Here is a 15,675-nt window from a genome sequence, read left to right on the forward strand (position 1 = left end):
CGTCGGTTACGCCTGCCGGCTGGGGTTCGCCGCTGCGCCGGCATCGTTGCGCTTTCTTCGGAGTGAAGTGTATGAGCTTTCGGTACGTGATTGGCATGGCTGTCCTGCTCGGTGCGGGCGTGGCGCAGGCCGCGGACAAGCCCATCGTCGGCGACGCCACGGCCGGCGCGGCCAAGGCAGCCACCTGCGGCGCCTGCCACGGCGCCGACGGCAATCCGGCCATGGCGCAGTATCCGAAACTCGCCGGCCAGGGCGAAAACTACATCGCGCGCCAGACCGATCTGATCAAAACCGGCAAGCGCCAGAACCCGGTCATGGTCGGCTTCGTCGCCAACCTGAGCCTGCAGGATATGCACGACATCGGCGCATTCTACGCGACCAAGACCTCGCTGCCCGGCGTCGCCGACCAGACCCTGGTCGCGCGCGGACAGGCGCTGTACCGCGGCGGCAACGCCGACAGCCGCACCCCGGCCTGCATGGCCTGCCACGGGCCGGACGGCCGCGGCAATCCGGGCGCGATGTATCCGCAGCTCGGCGGTCAGTTCGCCGACTACACCACGGCCAAGCTCAAGGCGTTCCGCGACGGCCAGCCGTTCACCGACGACGAGCACGGCAAGATCATGACCAGCGTGGCCAAGCCGCTCAGCGACGCCGACATCGCCGCGCTCGCGAGCTACATCGAAGGCCTGCACGCGGCGACGCCGAAGACGGCCGAAGTCGCGAAGTAGTCCATTCCGGTTCTCGCCGGAGCAGGACGCCGGCGGAAACTTTCCGCGCCGGCCAGCGTCAGTATCCCGTGGCACCGCCGGTCGTATCGGCGGTGCCATTTCGTTATTGCTGCAAAGGAATCTTCATGTTCGCCCGTCTGCTGACCGCGCTTTTCGCTTCCGCCGTTATCGCCCCGCTCGCCCAGGCGCAGGCACCCGCCGCCGCTCCGGCCTGGAAAGAAGGCACTCATTATTTCGTCGTCGAGCCGACCGTGCCGAGTGAATCGGGTGACGGCAAGATCGAAGTCACCGAAGTGTTTTCCTACGGCTGCCCGGCCTGCAACTTCTTCTACCCGACGATCAACAAGCTCAAGAAGGCGCTGCCGCCGAACGCGGTGATGAACTTCGTGCCGGCCTCGTTCAATCCGAGCGAAGACTGGCCGATGTTCCAGCGCGCCTATCTGACCGCGGTGACGCTCGGCATCGCGGAAAAATCGCACGACGCGATGTTCGATGCGGTGTGGAAGCCGAATGCCCCGCTCGCGATCATGAACCCCGACGGACGCACGCTGAAGAAGCCGCTGCCGTCGATCGAAGACGCGGCGAAGTTCTATGCGCAGTACGGCGTCAAGGCCGAAGATTTCGTCGCGACGGCGAATTCGTTTGCGATCAATGCGAAGATGAAACGCGCCGACGCCTTCCTCAAGGCGACGATGACCGACTCGACGCCGACCATCGTCGTCGGCGGCAAGTATCGTTTCAACCCCGGCTCGGCCGGCGGCGAAGACAAAGTCGTGCCGTTGACGCTGTATCTGATCCAGCAGGCCGCAAGCGCCAAGTAAGCCCTCACGCCCACGTCGTATCCGGAGCCGCCATGTTCAAACGCCTTGCCTTCCTGTTCCTCGCCATGCTCGCAGTGTCCGCCTGCAACGGCGACAAGAGCGCGACCGCCGCTCCGGCCGCGAAGAATGCCGCGAGCACGCCGGCTGCGCCTGCTGCGGCGACGGCCGCTTCGGCTGCTACGCCGGCGCGCGAATGGCAGCTCGGCTCCGACTACTATTTGATCGATCCGCGCGTGCCGACCTCGACCGGCGACAAGGTCGAAGTCGCCGAAGTGTTCTCCTACGCCTGCCCGCACTGCGCGCACTTCCAGCCGACGATGGACGAACTCAAGGCCAAGCTGCCGGCGAACGCGCAGATCGTTCTGATCCCGGCCGTGTTCAATCCGCAGTGGGAGCCGTTCGCGCGGGCGTTCTACACGGCGCGTGCGCTCGGCCTGCTCGACAAGACTCACGTCGCCCTGTTCGAAGCGCTGCACACCGAGCACCAGCCGCTGTATTCGATCGACTCGCTCGCGAACTTCTACAGCAAGTACGGCGCGGATCCGAAGTCGTTCCTCGCCACGGCCAACTCCTTCGTCATCGACAGCCAGATCGCGAACGGCAACCGCCTCGTCACTTCCTACGGCGTCGGCTCGACGCCGACGCTGGTGATCAACGGCAAGTACCGCGTCGAGATGAGCGCCGAGAAAAATATCGGACCGAAGGAAGCGCTCGACATCGCCCTGATGCTGGTCAAGCAGGAAAGCGCCAAGTAAGCGTTCGATTTATCGAACCCGTTTCCTCGCATCGAGCAAAGGCCGGGCGCCGTGAATCGCGCCCGCGTGCACAGCGCCTCGTGATCGCCTTCTTGCGATCGTCACGCCCGCGCCGTAGGCTCGCGGTGTGTCCGCCGTCGTAAAAACCCCCGCCGACAAATCCGCATCCGCAGACTCGCGCCTGCGGATCATGAGCTGCAACATCCTCGCGGGCGGCAGCGTGCGCAAGTACCGGCACTATGTCACCGAGGGCTGGAAGCAGGTGCTGCCGATGCGCAGCAAGCGCGAGAATCTCGACCGCTTCGCCGCTCTGCTCGCCGGTTTCGACATTGTCGGTTTGCAGGAAGCCGATGCCGGCTCGCTGCGCTCGGGCTTTCTCAATCAGACCGAATACCTCGCCGAAGGCGCAGGATTCCCGTACTGGAGCCACCAGCCGAACCGCAAGATCGCGCAGTTCGCCGCATCGAGCAACGGCCTGCTGACGCGGCTCAAGCCCGCCGAAGTGCGCGACTATGCACTGCCGAGCCGCATTCCGGGACGCGGCGCGATGTGGGTACGCTTCGACCTCGACGGCGCCGACTTGATCGTGGTCGTCGTGCACCTGTCGCTCGGCCCGCAGTCGCGCGCGCGCCAGCTCAATTTCATCGCCGACCTGATCTGGGCGAGCCCGCACGCCGTGTTGATGGGCGACTTCAATTGCGCGCTCGACAGTCCGGAAATGACCCAGTTGCTGCGCCGCACGGGACTGACCCCGGCGCATGGCACGCCGCCGCCGACTTTTCCGAGCTGGCGGCCGCGGCGCGCGATCGACCATATCCTCGTCTCGGAAAAAATGCAGATCGAGTCCGTGTACACCGTGCCGCATGCGGTTTCCGATCATTTGCCGATCGCCGCCGAGGTGCGCTTGCCGGCGCCGCTGCGCCTGCCGCCGGGGCGTTGAACGCATTCGCGGATGACTGCTGCGCGCATACCCGGCATCGCTCATCGTCGATCGATCGCAGTCATGCAGACGACGACAACGCCCCGAGAATTACAATAGGATCAGCGCAATACACAGGCCAGTATCTACATCAGCCGCAAAAGCTGCGCCGGCCGCGCCGTCCGGAACTTCGGCGTTTGCTTGAAGTTCATTGAGCTGTCCCGAAACACATCGAACTCATCTCCTGATTCCTCTGCACATGATTCGCCGAACGTCCCTCGCCATCCGTCTTCTCTCCCTGCCCTGCCTGGTCGCGGTTTCCACGGCCGCCGTCGCCGACAGCGCCGAACTCGTGCGCCAGCGCGAACAGTTCCCAGCCGTGTGGGAGCTGGCCAAGCGCGATCCGACCGGCAGCTGGGCCAAGCTCGCCTCTGGCCTGGAGACGTATCCGCTCTATCCGTATCTCGGCCTCGCCTCGATGCAGCGCCGCGTCAAGGACGTCAAACCCGACGAAGCCGCGGCCTTTCTCAAGGCGTGGCCCGATTCGCTGCCGGCGACGATCCTGCGCGAAACCTATCTGCCCGAACTGGCGAAGCGCCAGGACTGGAAAAACTATCTCGCGCTCTACGACGAAGACACGCGCAATCGCGAACTGCGCTGCAACGCGCTGCAGGCGAAGCTCGCGCTCGGCCAGAAAATCGATTTCGCCAAGGACTATCAATCGCTCTGGCTCAGCGCCAACACGCTGCCCGACGCCTGCGACGCAGCGACGAGCTGGGCGCGCGCGCAGGGCAAGCTGACCCCGGCGCTGGTCTGGCAGCGCATCGAACTCGCTTCGGGCAAGGCCGCGAATGCCGGCGTGGTCGCCTCGCTCGCGCCACTGCTCGACGGCGCCGACAAGACCGCGGCCGAACATATCGCCCTCGCCCTGCGCGATCCGGGCGCCGCACTCAAGCAGGCGAACGGTTGGCCCGATACGCCGCGCTCGCGCGATGCGATCGCCATCGCCGTCGAACGCCTCGCCAAGCGCGATGCGGACACTGCCGATGCGAAATGGTCGGCGCTGAGTACCCAATTCCACTTCGATAAAAATCAGCAGGGTCGCGCGCTGCGTACGATCGCGCTGTATCGCGCGTCGAGCTATTCGCCCGATGCGTTCGCGCGCCTGACCGCGCTGCCTGCCGACCTTGCCGACGACGCGACGCGTGAATGGCGCGTGCGTTCGGCGCTCGCGGCGGGCGATTTCAAGGCGACGCTCGCTGCGCTCGACATCATGCCCACGAGTCAGCGCGAGGATTCGCGCTGGCGCTATCTGCGCGGCCGCGTGCTCGCGAAGCTCAATCGCAAGGACGAAGCGAACGCGCTGTTCCGCTCGCTTTCGGGCGAAGCGAATTTCTTCGGCTTTCTCGCCGCCGACCAGATCGACGCGGGCTACACGATCTGCAGCAACGAGTTGCCGAGCGACAAGAACGCCGAAGCCGCGCTGCGCAAAGACCGCAACCTCGCACGCGCATTCGAGTTCTTCGCCATCGACCGGCTCAGCGAAGCGCGCCGCGAATGGGATTTCGCCCAGAGCGGGCTCGACACCGAACAGCGCCGCCAGGCAATCGCACTCGCCTCGAAGCAGGGCTGGCTCGACCGCGCCGTCTACGCCTTCACCCAGGGCGACGACATGCGTTTGTATACTTTGCGCTTCCCGCTTGCGCGCAAGGACCAGATTCTGCGCGACGCGAAGAACGGCGGCGTTGAACCGGCGTGGGCCTATGCGATCATCCGCGCCGAAAGCGCATGGACCAGCGACGCGCGCTCCGGCGCGAACGCCTACGGCCTTATGCAGCTTCTGCCCGGCACGGCCAAACAGCTCGCCGCCGCCGAAGGCGTGTCGTACAGCGGCGCGAGCGACCTGTTCGATCCCGACACCAACATCCGCCTCGGCACCGTCTATCTCGGCAAAGTCGCCGCGCGCTTCGACGGAAGCCCCTGGCTCGGCAGCGCCGCGTACAACGCCGGACCGGTGCCGGTCGATAAATGGGTCAACGCACGTGACAACCTCGATCCCGATTTCTTCATCGAGACGATCCCGTACAAGGAAACGCGCGAATACGTTTCGCGCGTGCTCGCGTTCAGCGTGATCTACGATTGGCGCTTGAACGGCTCGACCCTGCCGCTGTCCTCGCGCCTGCCGCGCATCGGCCAGACCTACGAGCCGCCCGGCGAGAAAGCTGTGCGCAAGGCGGTGACCTGTCCCGCCGCGAAAGACGCCCACGCACCGTAGGGGCGCGATTTACGACTTCGCCCGCTGTCTCATCGCCTGCATGATGCGGTTCCGTGGGCGTGGATGCTGTGCCGCCGCACCACGTGTGCCTCGATCCGTCGTGGCCCGGCCCGCGCAACTGCAACCACACCGTTCGGCACTGCGCTGCTCGGCGAACTGGTGCCGCCGATCAGCTCCGGCGTCGGCACGGCGCGGCCAACGAGTCCTTGTCGGAATCGACCAGACGTCGCGCATAATGCGCGCATGAACGTCTATCTCGTCGGCGGCGCGGTGCGCGACCGCCTGCTCGGCATCCCCGTCAAGGATCGCGACTACGTCGTCGTCGGCGCGACGCCGGACGACATGCTGCGCGCCGGCTACAAGCCGGTCGGCAAGGACTTCCCCGTGTTTCTGCATCCGCAGACGCACGAGGAGTACGCGCTCGCACGCACCGAACGCAAGACCGGGCGCGGCTATCACGCGTTCGCGTTCGACACCGCGGCCAGCGTGACGCTCGAAGACGACCTGCGCCGCCGCGATCTCACCATCAACGCGATCGCAGAAGACGAACACGGCGGCCTGATCGATCCGTTCGGCGGCGTGCGCGACCTCGAAGCGAAAATCCTGCGTCACGTCTCGCCCGCATTCGCCGAAGACCCCGTGCGCGTGCTGCGCGTGGCGCGCTTCGCCGCGCGCTACGCCGATCGCGGTTTCCGCATCGCCGATGAAACAATCGCGCTGATGCGCGGCATGGTCGCCGACGGCGAAGTCGATCATCTCGTGCCCGAACGGGTCTGGGCCGAGACGCAGAAGGCGTTGAGCGAGAAGACGCCGAGCGCGTTCGTGCGCGCTTTGCGCGATACCGGCGCGCTGCGCGTGCTTTTTGCCGAGGTCGATGCACTTTACGGCGTGCCGCAGCGCGCCGAATTCCACCCCGAAATCGACACCGGCGTGCATATCGAACTCGTCGTCGACATGGCCGCGCACCTCGCTCCGGGCAATGCCCTGATCGGTTACTGCGCGCTCGTGCACGACCTCGGCAAAGCGCTGACGCCACAGGACGTTCTGCCCAAACACATCGGCCACGAACATCGCGGGCTCGCGCCGATCGAGGCGATGAATGCGCGGCTCAAGGTGCCGACCGAATACGCGGCGCTCGCTCTGCTCGTCTGCAAACTGCACCTGCTCGCGCACACGGCGCTCGAATTGAAACCCGCCACCGTACTCGGCGTGTTCGAACAACTCGACGCATTCCGCAAACCCGAGCGCGTCGAGCAATTCCTTACCACTTGCGAGGCAGACAAGCGCGGGCGCAAGGGCCTTAGCGAATCCGCCTATCCGCAGGGTGACTATCTGCGCCGCGCCTTCGCTGCCGCAGCCAAGGTCAACGCGAAAACGTTCGTTGACCTTGGCCTGCAGGGCCCAGCGGTCGGCGATGCGATACGCCGGGCGCGCGTTGATGCGATCTCGAACTTGAAAAGCGAGAGCGGTTGACCACGGATTTACACTGAAGAACGACAAAGAACACGGATCGACACGAATGGTGCATTTTCCGCACAGAGCTTTCTTGATCCGTGCCAATCGGCTCTTATCCGTGGTGATCCGTGGTCAACGCTTTTCCGAGAGCAATTGACCACGGATTTACACGGAAGGACCGCAAAGAACACGGATCGACACGGATAGTGCATTTTCCACACGCGCATTTCCTGATCCGTGTCGATCGGCTCTTATCCGTGCTGATCCGCGGTCAACGCTTCTTCAAGAGAAGTTGACCACGGATTTACACGGAAGGACGGCAAAGAACACGGATCGACGCGAATGGTGCATTTTCCGCACAGAGCATTTCTTGATCTGTGCCGATCGGCTCTTATCCGTGGTGATCCGTGGTCAACGCTTCTCCAAGCGCATCACACGAAACTTCTCGCCCATCTCGCTCGGCAAGGTCAAACGCTTTACCTGCTGCGCGAGCGCATAGCGAGAGGCTTCGTCGGCCGCATTCTCGTACGCCTGTGCGAATACCTCGTCGAGGCCGTTGGCGATCAGGAACTGAGCCTGCGTGGCGTGTTCCGCCACGCGCAGTCCTGCCTTTGCAGACGCGCGCGCGAGCGCATCGAAATCGACCCACGCCGTGATGTCCTGCAAACCCGGCAGAATCAGCGGATCATTGTGCGCGCGGTGGCGATAGTGGCAGCGCAATGTGCCCGCGTGGCGCGACGGATCGTAGTAGTCGCCATGCGCATAGCCGTAGTCGATAAACCACGCGCTGCCGTTTTCGAGCGTGCGCGTCACCTCGTCTAGCCAGGGATCGAGCAGGACGCAGATTTCGGAGAGATACGGTCGCGGCAAATCCGCGAGCCGTTCGCCGAGCGCGCGCTCAACCGCGGCTTGCAGTGCCGCATCCGCAGCCGCTTCGCGCCAGACGAAACGTCCATCTTCATCGAAAGCCACCGCACGCGCGGACAAACCTTCGTCGCGCAGGGCAAACGCACGCACCGGCAGCGCGTCGATCACTTCGTTCGCGATCAAGGCTCCGCGCCACGGCGTGTCGGGCGGCGCATCGAGCCAGTCGACGCGATCGGCGAGATGCGCACAGCGCGCAGCGAGCGTATCGCGCTGCCGCGCACGCAGGTCAGCGCTGCGTTCGAGCAAGCGGTAGCGGGCCGGCAGCGCATCGAGACGCTCCAGCTCGAGCAGCAGTTCCGCGGCAAGCGCCGCGGTGCCGGGGCCAAGTTCCACAAGGTCGCGTCCAGAGTCGGCGTTGCCATTGCGCAACTCGGGCGCCAGCGCGCGTGCGAGACAGCGCGCGAACACCGAACCCAGCTCGGGCGCGGTAACGAAGTCGCCCGCGGCACCGAATTTCGTCGTGCCCGCGCTGTAGTATCCGAGTCCCGGCGCGTACAAGGCGAGTTCCATGTAGCGCGCGAAATCGAGTGCGCCGCCGGCGCGGTCGATCTCGGTACGGATGCGTTCGGCGACGCGTTCGCTGTGCGCGCGTTCGTCGGGAGTAGGTTCTGGCAATTCGACGTGCATGCTCGGCTATGAAAAAATCGTCATGAAAGGATGAGCCTTGCGCAGTGACGCGATTTGTCGCACCGCCGCGCAAGCAAAAGCATACCGGTATCCTGAGGGAACGAGGCAATGAACGCAGTCAAAAACGAACGCCCCGTCGTTCTGATCACTGGCGCCGCCAAGCGCGTCGGCGCAGTGATCGCACGCACGCTGCACGATGCCGGCTACGATCTTGCGCTGCATTACCGCCGTTCGCGCGAAGAGATGGATGCGCTGAGCGCCGAACTCGAAGCGCAGCGCGCGAACAGCACGCTGGCGCTGCAGGCTGAGCTGGCCGAGATCGAAAACCTGCCGAAGCTGATCGACTCCGTCGTTGCCCGCTACGGCCGCCTCGATGGCATCGTCAACAACGCGTCCACGTTCTATCCGACCCCGATCGGCAGCGTTGCCGTCCAACAATGGAATGAGTTGTTTGCGAGCAATGCGCAGGCACCGTTCTTTCTCGCTCAGGCCGCGGCGCCGCATTTGCGCAGCGCGCGCGGCAGCATCGTCAGCATCGTCGATATCTACGCGCAGCACCCGCTCGCGCAGCATCCGGTCTATTCGATGGCCAAGGCGGCGCTGGCTGCGATGACGCGTGCGCTCGCGCGCGAACTCGCGCCCGACGTGCGCGTGAACGCGATCGCGCCCGGCGCGATCCTCTGGCCCGCATCGGGCAAGGCCGCCGCCGATCAGTCCGATCTGCTGGCGCGCACGCCGCTCGGCCGCATCGGCACGCCCGCCGACGTCGCCACCGCCGCGCTGTTCCTGCTGCGTGAGGCGAAGTTCACGACCGGGCAGATTCTCAGCGTCGACGGCGGCCGCGAACTCGTCGTCTAACCGCGCCGCGTCAGCGGTTGCGGAAAATGCCGTCCTGCTGCTTCGGCTGGAACGCGTTCGCGATCAGGGCCTGGTCGAATCCCGGGCTGGTGGCACCTTCCTCGGCATAGCGATAGATCGCCGCGGCATAGATGCCTTGCAGTGCGGACTGCACGAGCGCGATCAGGATCACCGCGAGCACGATCAGGGCACATACCGCGCCGATCGCGACGGCGGACTGCGAACCGATCGCCGGGATCACGAGCAGCACACCGACCAGGACCACAACGACACTGAGCAGACCGAAGACGACGCCGATGCCGACGTTGCCGAGCAGGTTCTCACCCCAAGTGCGCTTGAGCAATTCGGCGCTGTGCTTGATCGCATCGACCGGGCCGACGTCGCTATTGACCAGGATCGGCACGACGAGAAACGTCGCCAGCGACCAGGCCATGCCGATCAGGCCGATGACCCAGCGGCCGATGAATCCCGCGCGTTCCTGCAGTGAGCGCAGGATCATGCCGACCGTCGCCGCGATCGCCGCGTAGCCGAGGATCGCCGGCAGGCGCGCCTTCGCCGCGTTGAAGCCATCGGCCAGCGTCGGCTCGCCGCCGCGCAGGCGGATCAACGCCGCTGCGACCAGGGCCGAATTGAAGAAAATGATGACCGAGTACTGCACGAGATAGAACGCGAACAGCAGCAGTGCGCGGCCCGGTGTCAGATGGTCGCCCATATTGCGCGTGAACACGCCTGCAAACGCGGCAGGCACGAAGAAGCTCGCCGCCACGATCACCGTGCACACCGCCGACAAAGCCGGATAGACGAGCAGTTTCTTGTCTTCTTTGAGTACCGCGGCGCTGGCCTTGACCAGGATCCAGCTGCGCGAAAGTTTCTCGAACATCACCTCACTCCCCAGGTTGGTCGCCAGCGGTTTTGTAGCATCGCCGCGCGCTGCGGTAAAGCGGGGCAAGTCACGTTTCGCGGCTACAGGCTTACCGGCCGTATCGACTCGTCGGCCGGCGCATGCTCGGCCCAGAGCGTCGCCAGAGTTTTGCCGGAAATCGGATGCACCGCGTCGGGCGCGATATCGACGAGCGGTTTGAGCACGAAGGCGTGCTTCAATTCGGACCGCGGCAGTTCGAGATGGCCTTCGCCCTGCATCACGAGATCGTCGTAGAGCACGATGTCGACGTCGAGCGTGCGCGAAGAGAAGCGCGGCACGTCGCGGCGGCGGCCTTGACGGTCTTCGAGCGCATGCAGCCAGTCGTTCAGCGCGACGGGTTCGAGATCGGTGTCGATCGCGACGGCGAGATTGAAGAAATCCGGCCCGTCGAAGCCGACCGCCTTGCAGCGATACGCCGGCGAAACAACGATGGCGCCGAAGCGCGCACGCAGTTCGGCGAGTGCCGCTCGCAGGTTCTTTTCCGGTTCGAGATTCGAGCCGAGGCTCAGGTAAGCACGGCTCATGCGGCGGGCTTGCTGCCGCGCTCGATGACGACGCCGACCGATTTCGCACCACGCACTGCGCCGGGCTTGGCCAGCTTCAGGCGCAGCCAGGGCACCTTGAACTCGCTCAGCACGATTTCCGCGCAGCGTTCGGCCAGGGTTTCGACGAGCTCGAAATGGGCGCCTTCGACGAAGGCGATAAGGCGCTTCGACACAGCCTTGTAGTCGAGCGTGTCGTCGATGCGGTCGGTCGCGGCCGGCTTGCGGTTGTCGAAGGCCATTTCCAGATCGAGAGCGACGACTTGGCGGATTTTGCGCTCCCAGTCGTAGATGCCGATGACGGTTTCGATGCGCAGGTCTTCGATGAAAACTGTATCCATTGGGTCGTGAGCGGTGAGCGGTGAGCGGTGAGCGGTGAGCGGTGAGCGGTGAGCGGTGAGCGGTGAGCGGTGAACGGTGAACGGTGAACGGTGAACGGTGAACGGTGAACGGTGAACGGTGAACGGTGAACGGTGAACGGTGAAAGTATAAAGCTCGTCATTCCAGCGCAAGCAGGGCTTTCAACAGCCGCAGGGCTGGTCATCCAGCTCTTTTTGCATCAGGTGAACGGCAAAGGCTGGATTCCAGCTTGCGCTGGAATGACCTGGAATGACATCGAAAGATCAGCCGATCGCGGCGAGGCTTTCCAGATCCCAGCGCGGCGCGACTTTGATCTGCGGCCCTTCGCGCAAGCCCGCTTCGAGGCGCAACGCGCCGGCCAACGCGATCATCGCGCCGTTGTCGGTGCAGAACTCGGGGCGCGGGAAGTAGACGCGGAAACCTTCGCGTTCGGCGGCTTCGGCCAGCTGCGCGCGCAGGCGCTTGTTCGCACCAACGCCGCCGGCGATGACCAGCCGGCGCGCGCCGGTCTGCGCGAGCGCGCGGCGGCACTTGATCGCCAGCGTATCGACGATCGCCTCCTCGAAGCCGCGCGCGATATCGGCCTTGGCGCCCGGCGCCTGCGCATTCGCCTGATAGGCGAGCAGCACCTGGGTTTTCAGCCCGGAGAAACTGAAGTCGAGGCCCGGCCGGTCGGTCATCGGCCGCGAGAATTTGAACCGCCCCGGCTCGCCCGATTCGGCCAGTTTGGCCAGCGCCGGGCCGCCCGGATACGGCAGGCCCATCAGTTTGGCGGTCTTGTCGAAGGCTTCGCCGGCGGCGTCGTCGAGGGTGTCGCCGAGCAGACGGTAGGCGCCGATGCCGCTGACCTCGATCAGCATCGAATGGCCGCCCGAGACGAGCAGGGCCACATACGGCGGCTCTGGCGGATCGGCTTCGAGCATCGGCGCAAGCAAGTGTCCTTCCATGTGGTGGACGCCGATCGCGGGTACGTCGAGCGCCCAGGCCAGCGAGCGAGCGCAGGCCGCGCCGACCAGCAGGGCACCGACGAGGCCGGGGCCGGAAGTGTAGGCCACGCCGCCGAGGTCACGCAGGCTCATGCCGGCCTTGCGCAGGGTTTCGCGGATCAGCGGCAGCAGCTTGCGCACGTGGTCGCGGCTGGCCAGCTCGGGCACGACGCCGCCATAATCCGCGTGCATCTTGATCTGGCTGTAGAGCGTATGCGCCAGCAGACCGCCGCGTACGTCATAGACGGCCACGCCGGTTTCGTCGCACGAGGTTTCGACCCCGAGAACGGGGCGCAAGACAGGGATTGCGTTTGATTCGGTATTCACGTTAAAATGCGCGGCTCTTCGCCCAGTATGGGCAATCATTCGACTCGGAGTTTACATGCCCAGCGTCAAAGTTCGCGAGAACGAGCCTTTTGAGTTCGCTCTGCGCCGCTTCAAGCGCACTTGCGAAAAGGCCGGCGTCCTGGCCGAGACCCGCAAGCGCGAGTTCTACGAAAAGCCGACCCAGGAACGCAAGCGTAAGGCCGCCGCGGCGGTGAAGCGCCATCTGCGCCGTGTGTCGCGCGACGTGACCAAGCGCCAGCGTCTGTACTGATCTGCTGACGTAACAAGCGTCTTTCAAGACGGCCGGTCGCGTACCCACGTGACCGGCCGTTTTTGTTTTTCTTCTCCCCCGGCGGGAGAAGGTGCCCGGAAGGGGGCACAAGGGAAAGCCTCGCGCGATTCGGCGACGCTACTGCCCTGAGAGCCCCTTCCCTCATCCGGCGCTTCGCGCCACCTTCTTCCGCGGGGAGAAGGGGAGACAAGGATTTGCCATGACCCTCAAAGCCCAGCTTACCGACGACATGAAAACCGCGATGAAGTCCGGCGACCGCCCGCGCCTGGAAGTCATCCGCCTGATCAACGCCGCGATCAAGCAGCGCGAAGTCGACGAGCGCATCGTCCTCGACGACGCGACCGTGCTCGGCGTGCTCGAAAAAATGCTCAAGCAGCGCCGCGACTCGATCACCCAGTTCGAGGCCGCCGGCCGCACCGATCTCGCCGACAAGGAGAAATTCGAAGTCGGCGTGATCCAGCATTACCTGCCGGCCCAGCTCAGCGCCGAGGAAGTCGATGCGGCCATCGCCGCCGCGATCGCCGAATCGGGCGCGACCGGCGCCAAGGACATGGGCAAGGTCATGGGCCTGGTCAAGCCCAAGGTCGCCGGGCGCACCGACATGGGCAAGCTGTCGGAGCTGGTCAAAGCCAAGCTCGCGACGCTCGGCTGATCGATTTCGCTCCGCGAGGAGCACTGCAAGGAGACGTGCCATGAAACACTACGCCAAGCTCCACGACCGCGATTGCTTTCGAGGTCATCAGTAAGCGTCGCAAAGGCTATCCCTCGGAAACCCGGGTCAAACGAGGCTATCGCGTCGTACACGGGGACAAAGAGCTGCTGGAAAAGCTCGGCCGCAACGATCCGTGCCCTTGCGGTTCGATGCGGAGGTTTAAGGAATTGCTGCCTGCGTCTCGGCCGTTTCGACGGCGCCGAACGCGACGACTACTTTTAGAGATTGAAAACGAAGCCGGGCTTGCCCGGCTTTTTCATTTGCGCCCGCGGCGCAATAGGTCGCGCAACTCTCTTTCACCGTCGGCGGTAAACAGCACCGCACGCGACTGCCGGGCGCGGCGCGCCCAGCCGAGGGCGAAGAATCGATCGAGCAGGGCCGCGCCGAGCGATCCGGCGAGGTGATGGCGCCGCGCGCTCCAGTCCAGGCAGGTGCGGCACAGCGCGCGTTTCTGCGCCGCGAGCGCTTCGACGTCGATGCCGAAATCGCCGAAGAAGCGCACGCCGCGCGCATTCGGCCGCAAGCCGTGCTGCGGCTCGACGAAGTAACGCGGGACGAGCTGCTCGAACATCTCCACGCCGAGATCGCCGGCGAGATGGTCGTAACAGACGCGCGCATGGCGCAACGCAGGATCGCTCGGACCGCAGCGTTGCTGCGACGGCGCTCCCAGGCGCGTCGACAGGCTCGATAATTGTTCGAGCAACTGCGCGACGACACGATCGCCGAGGCGGAAATAACGATGCCGCCCCTGTGCTTCGACAGCGAGCAGGCGTGCCTCGCAAAGGCGGCGCAGATGCGAACTCGCAGTCTGCTTGGTCACGCCGCCGACACGCGCGAGTTCGGTCGCGGTCAGCGCACGCCCGTCCATCAGAGCCATCAGCAATTGCGCGCGCACCGGATCGCCGATCAAGGCGGCGATGACGACGATATTGGGCTCTTCGCGCATGCGCCGATACTGCCACGATCGCGCCCGGCATGGTTCGATCCGCGTCGAACCATGCACCGTCGCGGCCGCGCTATCGTCGCTGCGCAACCGTCACGGAGACCCGCATGAGCATCACCTGCTTCATCCGCTATCAGATCGATCCGTTCCAGCGCGCGCAGTTTGCCGAATACGCCGAGAAATGGGCCACCATCATCCCGCGCTGCGGCGGCGACCTGGTCGGCTACTTCATTCCGTACGAGGGCACGAACGACGTGGCCTGGGGCCTGATTTCGTGCGAAACCCTGGCCGCCTACGAAGCCTATCGGGCACGCCTCAGAAGCGACCCGGATGCGCGCGCGAACTTTCTGTTCTCGCAGGAGAAGCGCTTCATCGTGCGCGAGGAACGCACGTTTCTGCAGAACATCGACAGCACGCTGCACCGGCCGGCGTCGAACAAGCCGGCGCCGCCGCGCTAAGCGCGACTTCTGCGGCAACGCCCGCGGCCTGCGATCGGCCGCCGCGACAACTACGCTTACGCCGCCGCGCGCGCGTCGGTCATGGGGCTCATGCGATACTGCCCCTATCCGCAAATACCAGGGGAACGCGCATGATCATCGCCACCACCGAGAACGTCGCCGGGCATCGCGTCAAAGAGACCAAGGGCCAGGTATTCGGCGTGGTCGTGCGCAGCCGCGGCATCGGCGGCAACTTCATGGCGAGCCTGCGCTCGATCGTCGGCGGGGAAATTCCTGAGTACACGCAGATGCTCGAGGAAGCGCGGCGCCACGCGATCGATCGCATGACCGCGAATGCCGCCGCGATGGGCGCGAACGGCGTCGTCATGATGCGCTTCGATTCGGGCGAACTCGCCGAGACGATGAGCGAAATCGTCGCCTACGGCACCGCCGTCGTGCTCGAACGAAGCGCCTGAGCGACGTGCTCTCGACGCTCGCCATGTTGCTCGGCGGTCTGCTCGTCGTGGCCGGCACGGTCATCGCCTTGTTCGGCGGCCTGTTCGTCATCTTCGTGCCGCAGTTGATCATCGGCGGACTGTTTTTGATGATCGGCCTGGCGATCGAACGCTGGCGCTACAAGAGCATTGCGCACGCCGCCCCGGACCCGCGCTGGAAGGACACCGGCGAGCGCTTCGTCGATCCGGAAACCGGCGTGCTGACCGCGGTCTATTTCGATGCCGCCAGCGGCGAGCGGCATTACCTCGCAGCGAATCCGAAGTAGCGCGACAC

18 protein-coding genes are annotated in these 15,675 nt (G+C 65.0%); 12 read left to right on the forward strand and 6 right to left on the reverse strand.

Annotation, left to right across the window (positions count from 1 at the left end):
• Positions 1 to 95: 95 nt before the first annotated feature.
• The 6 genes from FFS30_RS06030 to FFS30_RS06055 all read left to right on the forward strand — a co-directional run bounded on the left by FFS30_RS06030 (position 96) and on the right by FFS30_RS06055 (position 6,971).
• A complete protein-coding gene (locus FFS30_RS06030) occupies positions 96 to 728 on the forward strand; it encodes a c-type cytochrome (protein WP_249352201.1) in 633 nt (210 codons plus the stop codon).
• Between the two features lie 125 nt (positions 729 to 853).
• Positions 854 to 1,549: a thiol:disulfide interchange protein DsbA/DsbL gene (locus tag FFS30_RS06035; RefSeq protein ID WP_137912167.1), complete on the forward strand. Its 696-nt coding sequence runs from the start codon at positions 854 to 856 to the stop codon at positions 1,547 to 1,549.
• 32 nt (positions 1,550 to 1,581) lie between these two features.
• On the forward strand, positions 1,582 to 2,304 hold the full coding sequence (locus FFS30_RS06040; protein WP_137912168.1) for a thiol:disulfide interchange protein DsbA/DsbL: 723 nt from the start codon (positions 1,582 to 1,584) through the stop codon (positions 2,302 to 2,304).
• Between the two features lie 190 nt (positions 2,305 to 2,494).
• The gene (locus FFS30_RS06045) at positions 2,495 to 3,244 is read left to right on the forward strand and encodes an endonuclease/exonuclease/phosphatase family protein (RefSeq protein ID WP_137912169.1); all 750 of its coding nucleotides are present in this window, start codon (positions 2,495 to 2,497) and stop codon (positions 3,242 to 3,244) included.
• 238 nt (positions 3,245 to 3,482) lie between these two features.
• Entirely contained in the window at positions 3,483 to 5,498 is a 2,016-nt protein-coding gene (locus tag FFS30_RS06050; protein ID WP_137912170.1) for a transglycosylase SLT domain-containing protein, read from the forward strand.
• A gap of 243 nt (positions 5,499 to 5,741) precedes the next feature.
• A complete protein-coding gene (locus FFS30_RS06055; protein ID WP_137912171.1) occupies positions 5,742 to 6,971 on the forward strand; it encodes a multifunctional CCA addition/repair protein in 1,230 nt (409 codons plus the stop codon).
• Positions 6,972 to 7,364: 393 nt separating this feature from the next.
• On the opposite strand, the gene FFS30_RS06060 is transcribed toward FFS30_RS06055, so the two are convergent.
• Positions 7,365 to 8,507 carry an SAM-dependent methyltransferase gene (locus tag FFS30_RS06060; RefSeq protein WP_137912172.1) on the reverse strand — a complete coding sequence of 381 codons (1,143 nt, stop codon included), beginning with the start codon at positions 8,505 to 8,507 and terminating at the stop codon, positions 7,365 to 7,367.
• Between the two features lie 108 nt (positions 8,508 to 8,615).
• Between FFS30_RS06060 and FFS30_RS06065 the strand changes: the two genes are divergently transcribed.
• On the forward strand, positions 8,616 to 9,365 hold the full coding sequence (locus tag FFS30_RS06065) for a pteridine reductase (RefSeq protein ID WP_137912173.1): 750 nt from the start codon (positions 8,616 to 8,618) through the stop codon (positions 9,363 to 9,365).
• Between the two features lie 10 nt (positions 9,366 to 9,375).
• Here FFS30_RS06065 and FFS30_RS06070 read toward each other — a convergent pair whose 3' ends face one another.
• The 4 genes from FFS30_RS06070 to tsaD all read right to left on the reverse strand — a co-directional run bounded on the left by FFS30_RS06070 (position 9,376) and on the right by tsaD (position 12,472).
• Positions 9,376 to 10,245, reverse strand: a complete 870-nt coding sequence (locus FFS30_RS06070; protein ID WP_137912174.1) for a DUF6159 family protein — start codon at positions 10,243 to 10,245, stop codon at positions 9,376 to 9,378.
• Positions 10,246 to 10,328: 83 nt separating this feature from the next.
• Positions 10,329 to 10,811: a 2-amino-4-hydroxy-6-hydroxymethyldihydropteridine diphosphokinase gene (gene folK / locus FFS30_RS06075; RefSeq protein WP_137912175.1), complete on the reverse strand. Its 483-nt coding sequence runs from the start codon at positions 10,809 to 10,811 to the stop codon at positions 10,329 to 10,331.
• Positions 10,808 to 11,170: a dihydroneopterin aldolase gene (folB, locus tag FFS30_RS06080; RefSeq protein ID WP_137912176.1), complete on the reverse strand. Its 363-nt coding sequence runs from the start codon at positions 11,168 to 11,170 to the stop codon at positions 10,808 to 10,810. Before folB ends, folK begins: the two co-directional genes overlap by 4 nt.
• A gap of 282 nt (positions 11,171 to 11,452) precedes the next feature.
• Complete coding sequence (gene tsaD, locus FFS30_RS06085) at positions 11,453 to 12,472, reverse strand: tRNA (adenosine(37)-N6)-threonylcarbamoyltransferase complex transferase subunit TsaD (RefSeq protein WP_137912177.1); 1,020 nt, start codon at positions 12,470 to 12,472, stop codon at positions 11,453 to 11,455.
• A gap of 85 nt (positions 12,473 to 12,557) precedes the next feature.
• On the opposite strand from tsaD, the gene rpsU reads away from it, so the two are divergent.
• Together rpsU and FFS30_RS06095 are read left to right on the forward strand one after the other, a co-directional pair.
• On the forward strand, positions 12,558 to 12,773 hold the full coding sequence (gene rpsU, locus FFS30_RS06090; RefSeq protein WP_137912178.1) for a 30S ribosomal protein S21: 216 nt from the start codon (positions 12,558 to 12,560) through the stop codon (positions 12,771 to 12,773).
• A 220-nt stretch (positions 12,774 to 12,993) separates the two neighbouring features.
• On the forward strand, positions 12,994 to 13,446 hold the full coding sequence (locus tag FFS30_RS06095) for a GatB/YqeY domain-containing protein (RefSeq protein ID WP_137912179.1): 453 nt from the start codon (positions 12,994 to 12,996) through the stop codon (positions 13,444 to 13,446).
• Positions 13,447 to 13,762: 316 nt separating this feature from the next.
• On the opposite strand, the gene FFS30_RS06105 is transcribed toward FFS30_RS06095, so the two are convergent.
• A complete protein-coding gene (locus FFS30_RS06105; RefSeq protein WP_137912180.1) occupies positions 13,763 to 14,452 on the reverse strand; it encodes a helix-turn-helix transcriptional regulator in 690 nt (229 codons plus the stop codon).
• A 104-nt stretch (positions 14,453 to 14,556) separates the two neighbouring features.
• On the opposite strand from FFS30_RS06105, the gene FFS30_RS06110 reads away from it, so the two are divergent.
• From FFS30_RS06110 to FFS30_RS06120, 3 genes are all read left to right on the forward strand, one after another.
• Entirely contained in the window at positions 14,557 to 14,907 is a 351-nt protein-coding gene (locus tag FFS30_RS06110) for an NIPSNAP family protein (protein ID WP_137912181.1), read from the forward strand.
• Positions 14,908 to 15,038: 131 nt separating this feature from the next.
• Positions 15,039 to 15,362: a heavy metal-binding domain-containing protein gene (locus tag FFS30_RS06115; RefSeq protein WP_137912182.1), complete on the forward strand. Its 324-nt coding sequence runs from the start codon at positions 15,039 to 15,041 to the stop codon at positions 15,360 to 15,362.
• Between the two features lie 5 nt (positions 15,363 to 15,367).
• The gene (locus FFS30_RS06120; RefSeq protein WP_137912183.1) at positions 15,368 to 15,667 is read left to right on the forward strand and encodes a hypothetical protein; all 300 of its coding nucleotides are present in this window, start codon (positions 15,368 to 15,370) and stop codon (positions 15,665 to 15,667) included.
• Positions 15,668 to 15,675: the final 8 nt, after the last annotated feature.

The sequence above is a fragment of the Rudaea sp. 3F27F6 genome (genome assembly GCF_005503555.1).
Taxonomy (GTDB): Bacteria; Pseudomonadota; Gammaproteobacteria; order Xanthomonadales; family Rhodanobacteraceae; genus Rudaea.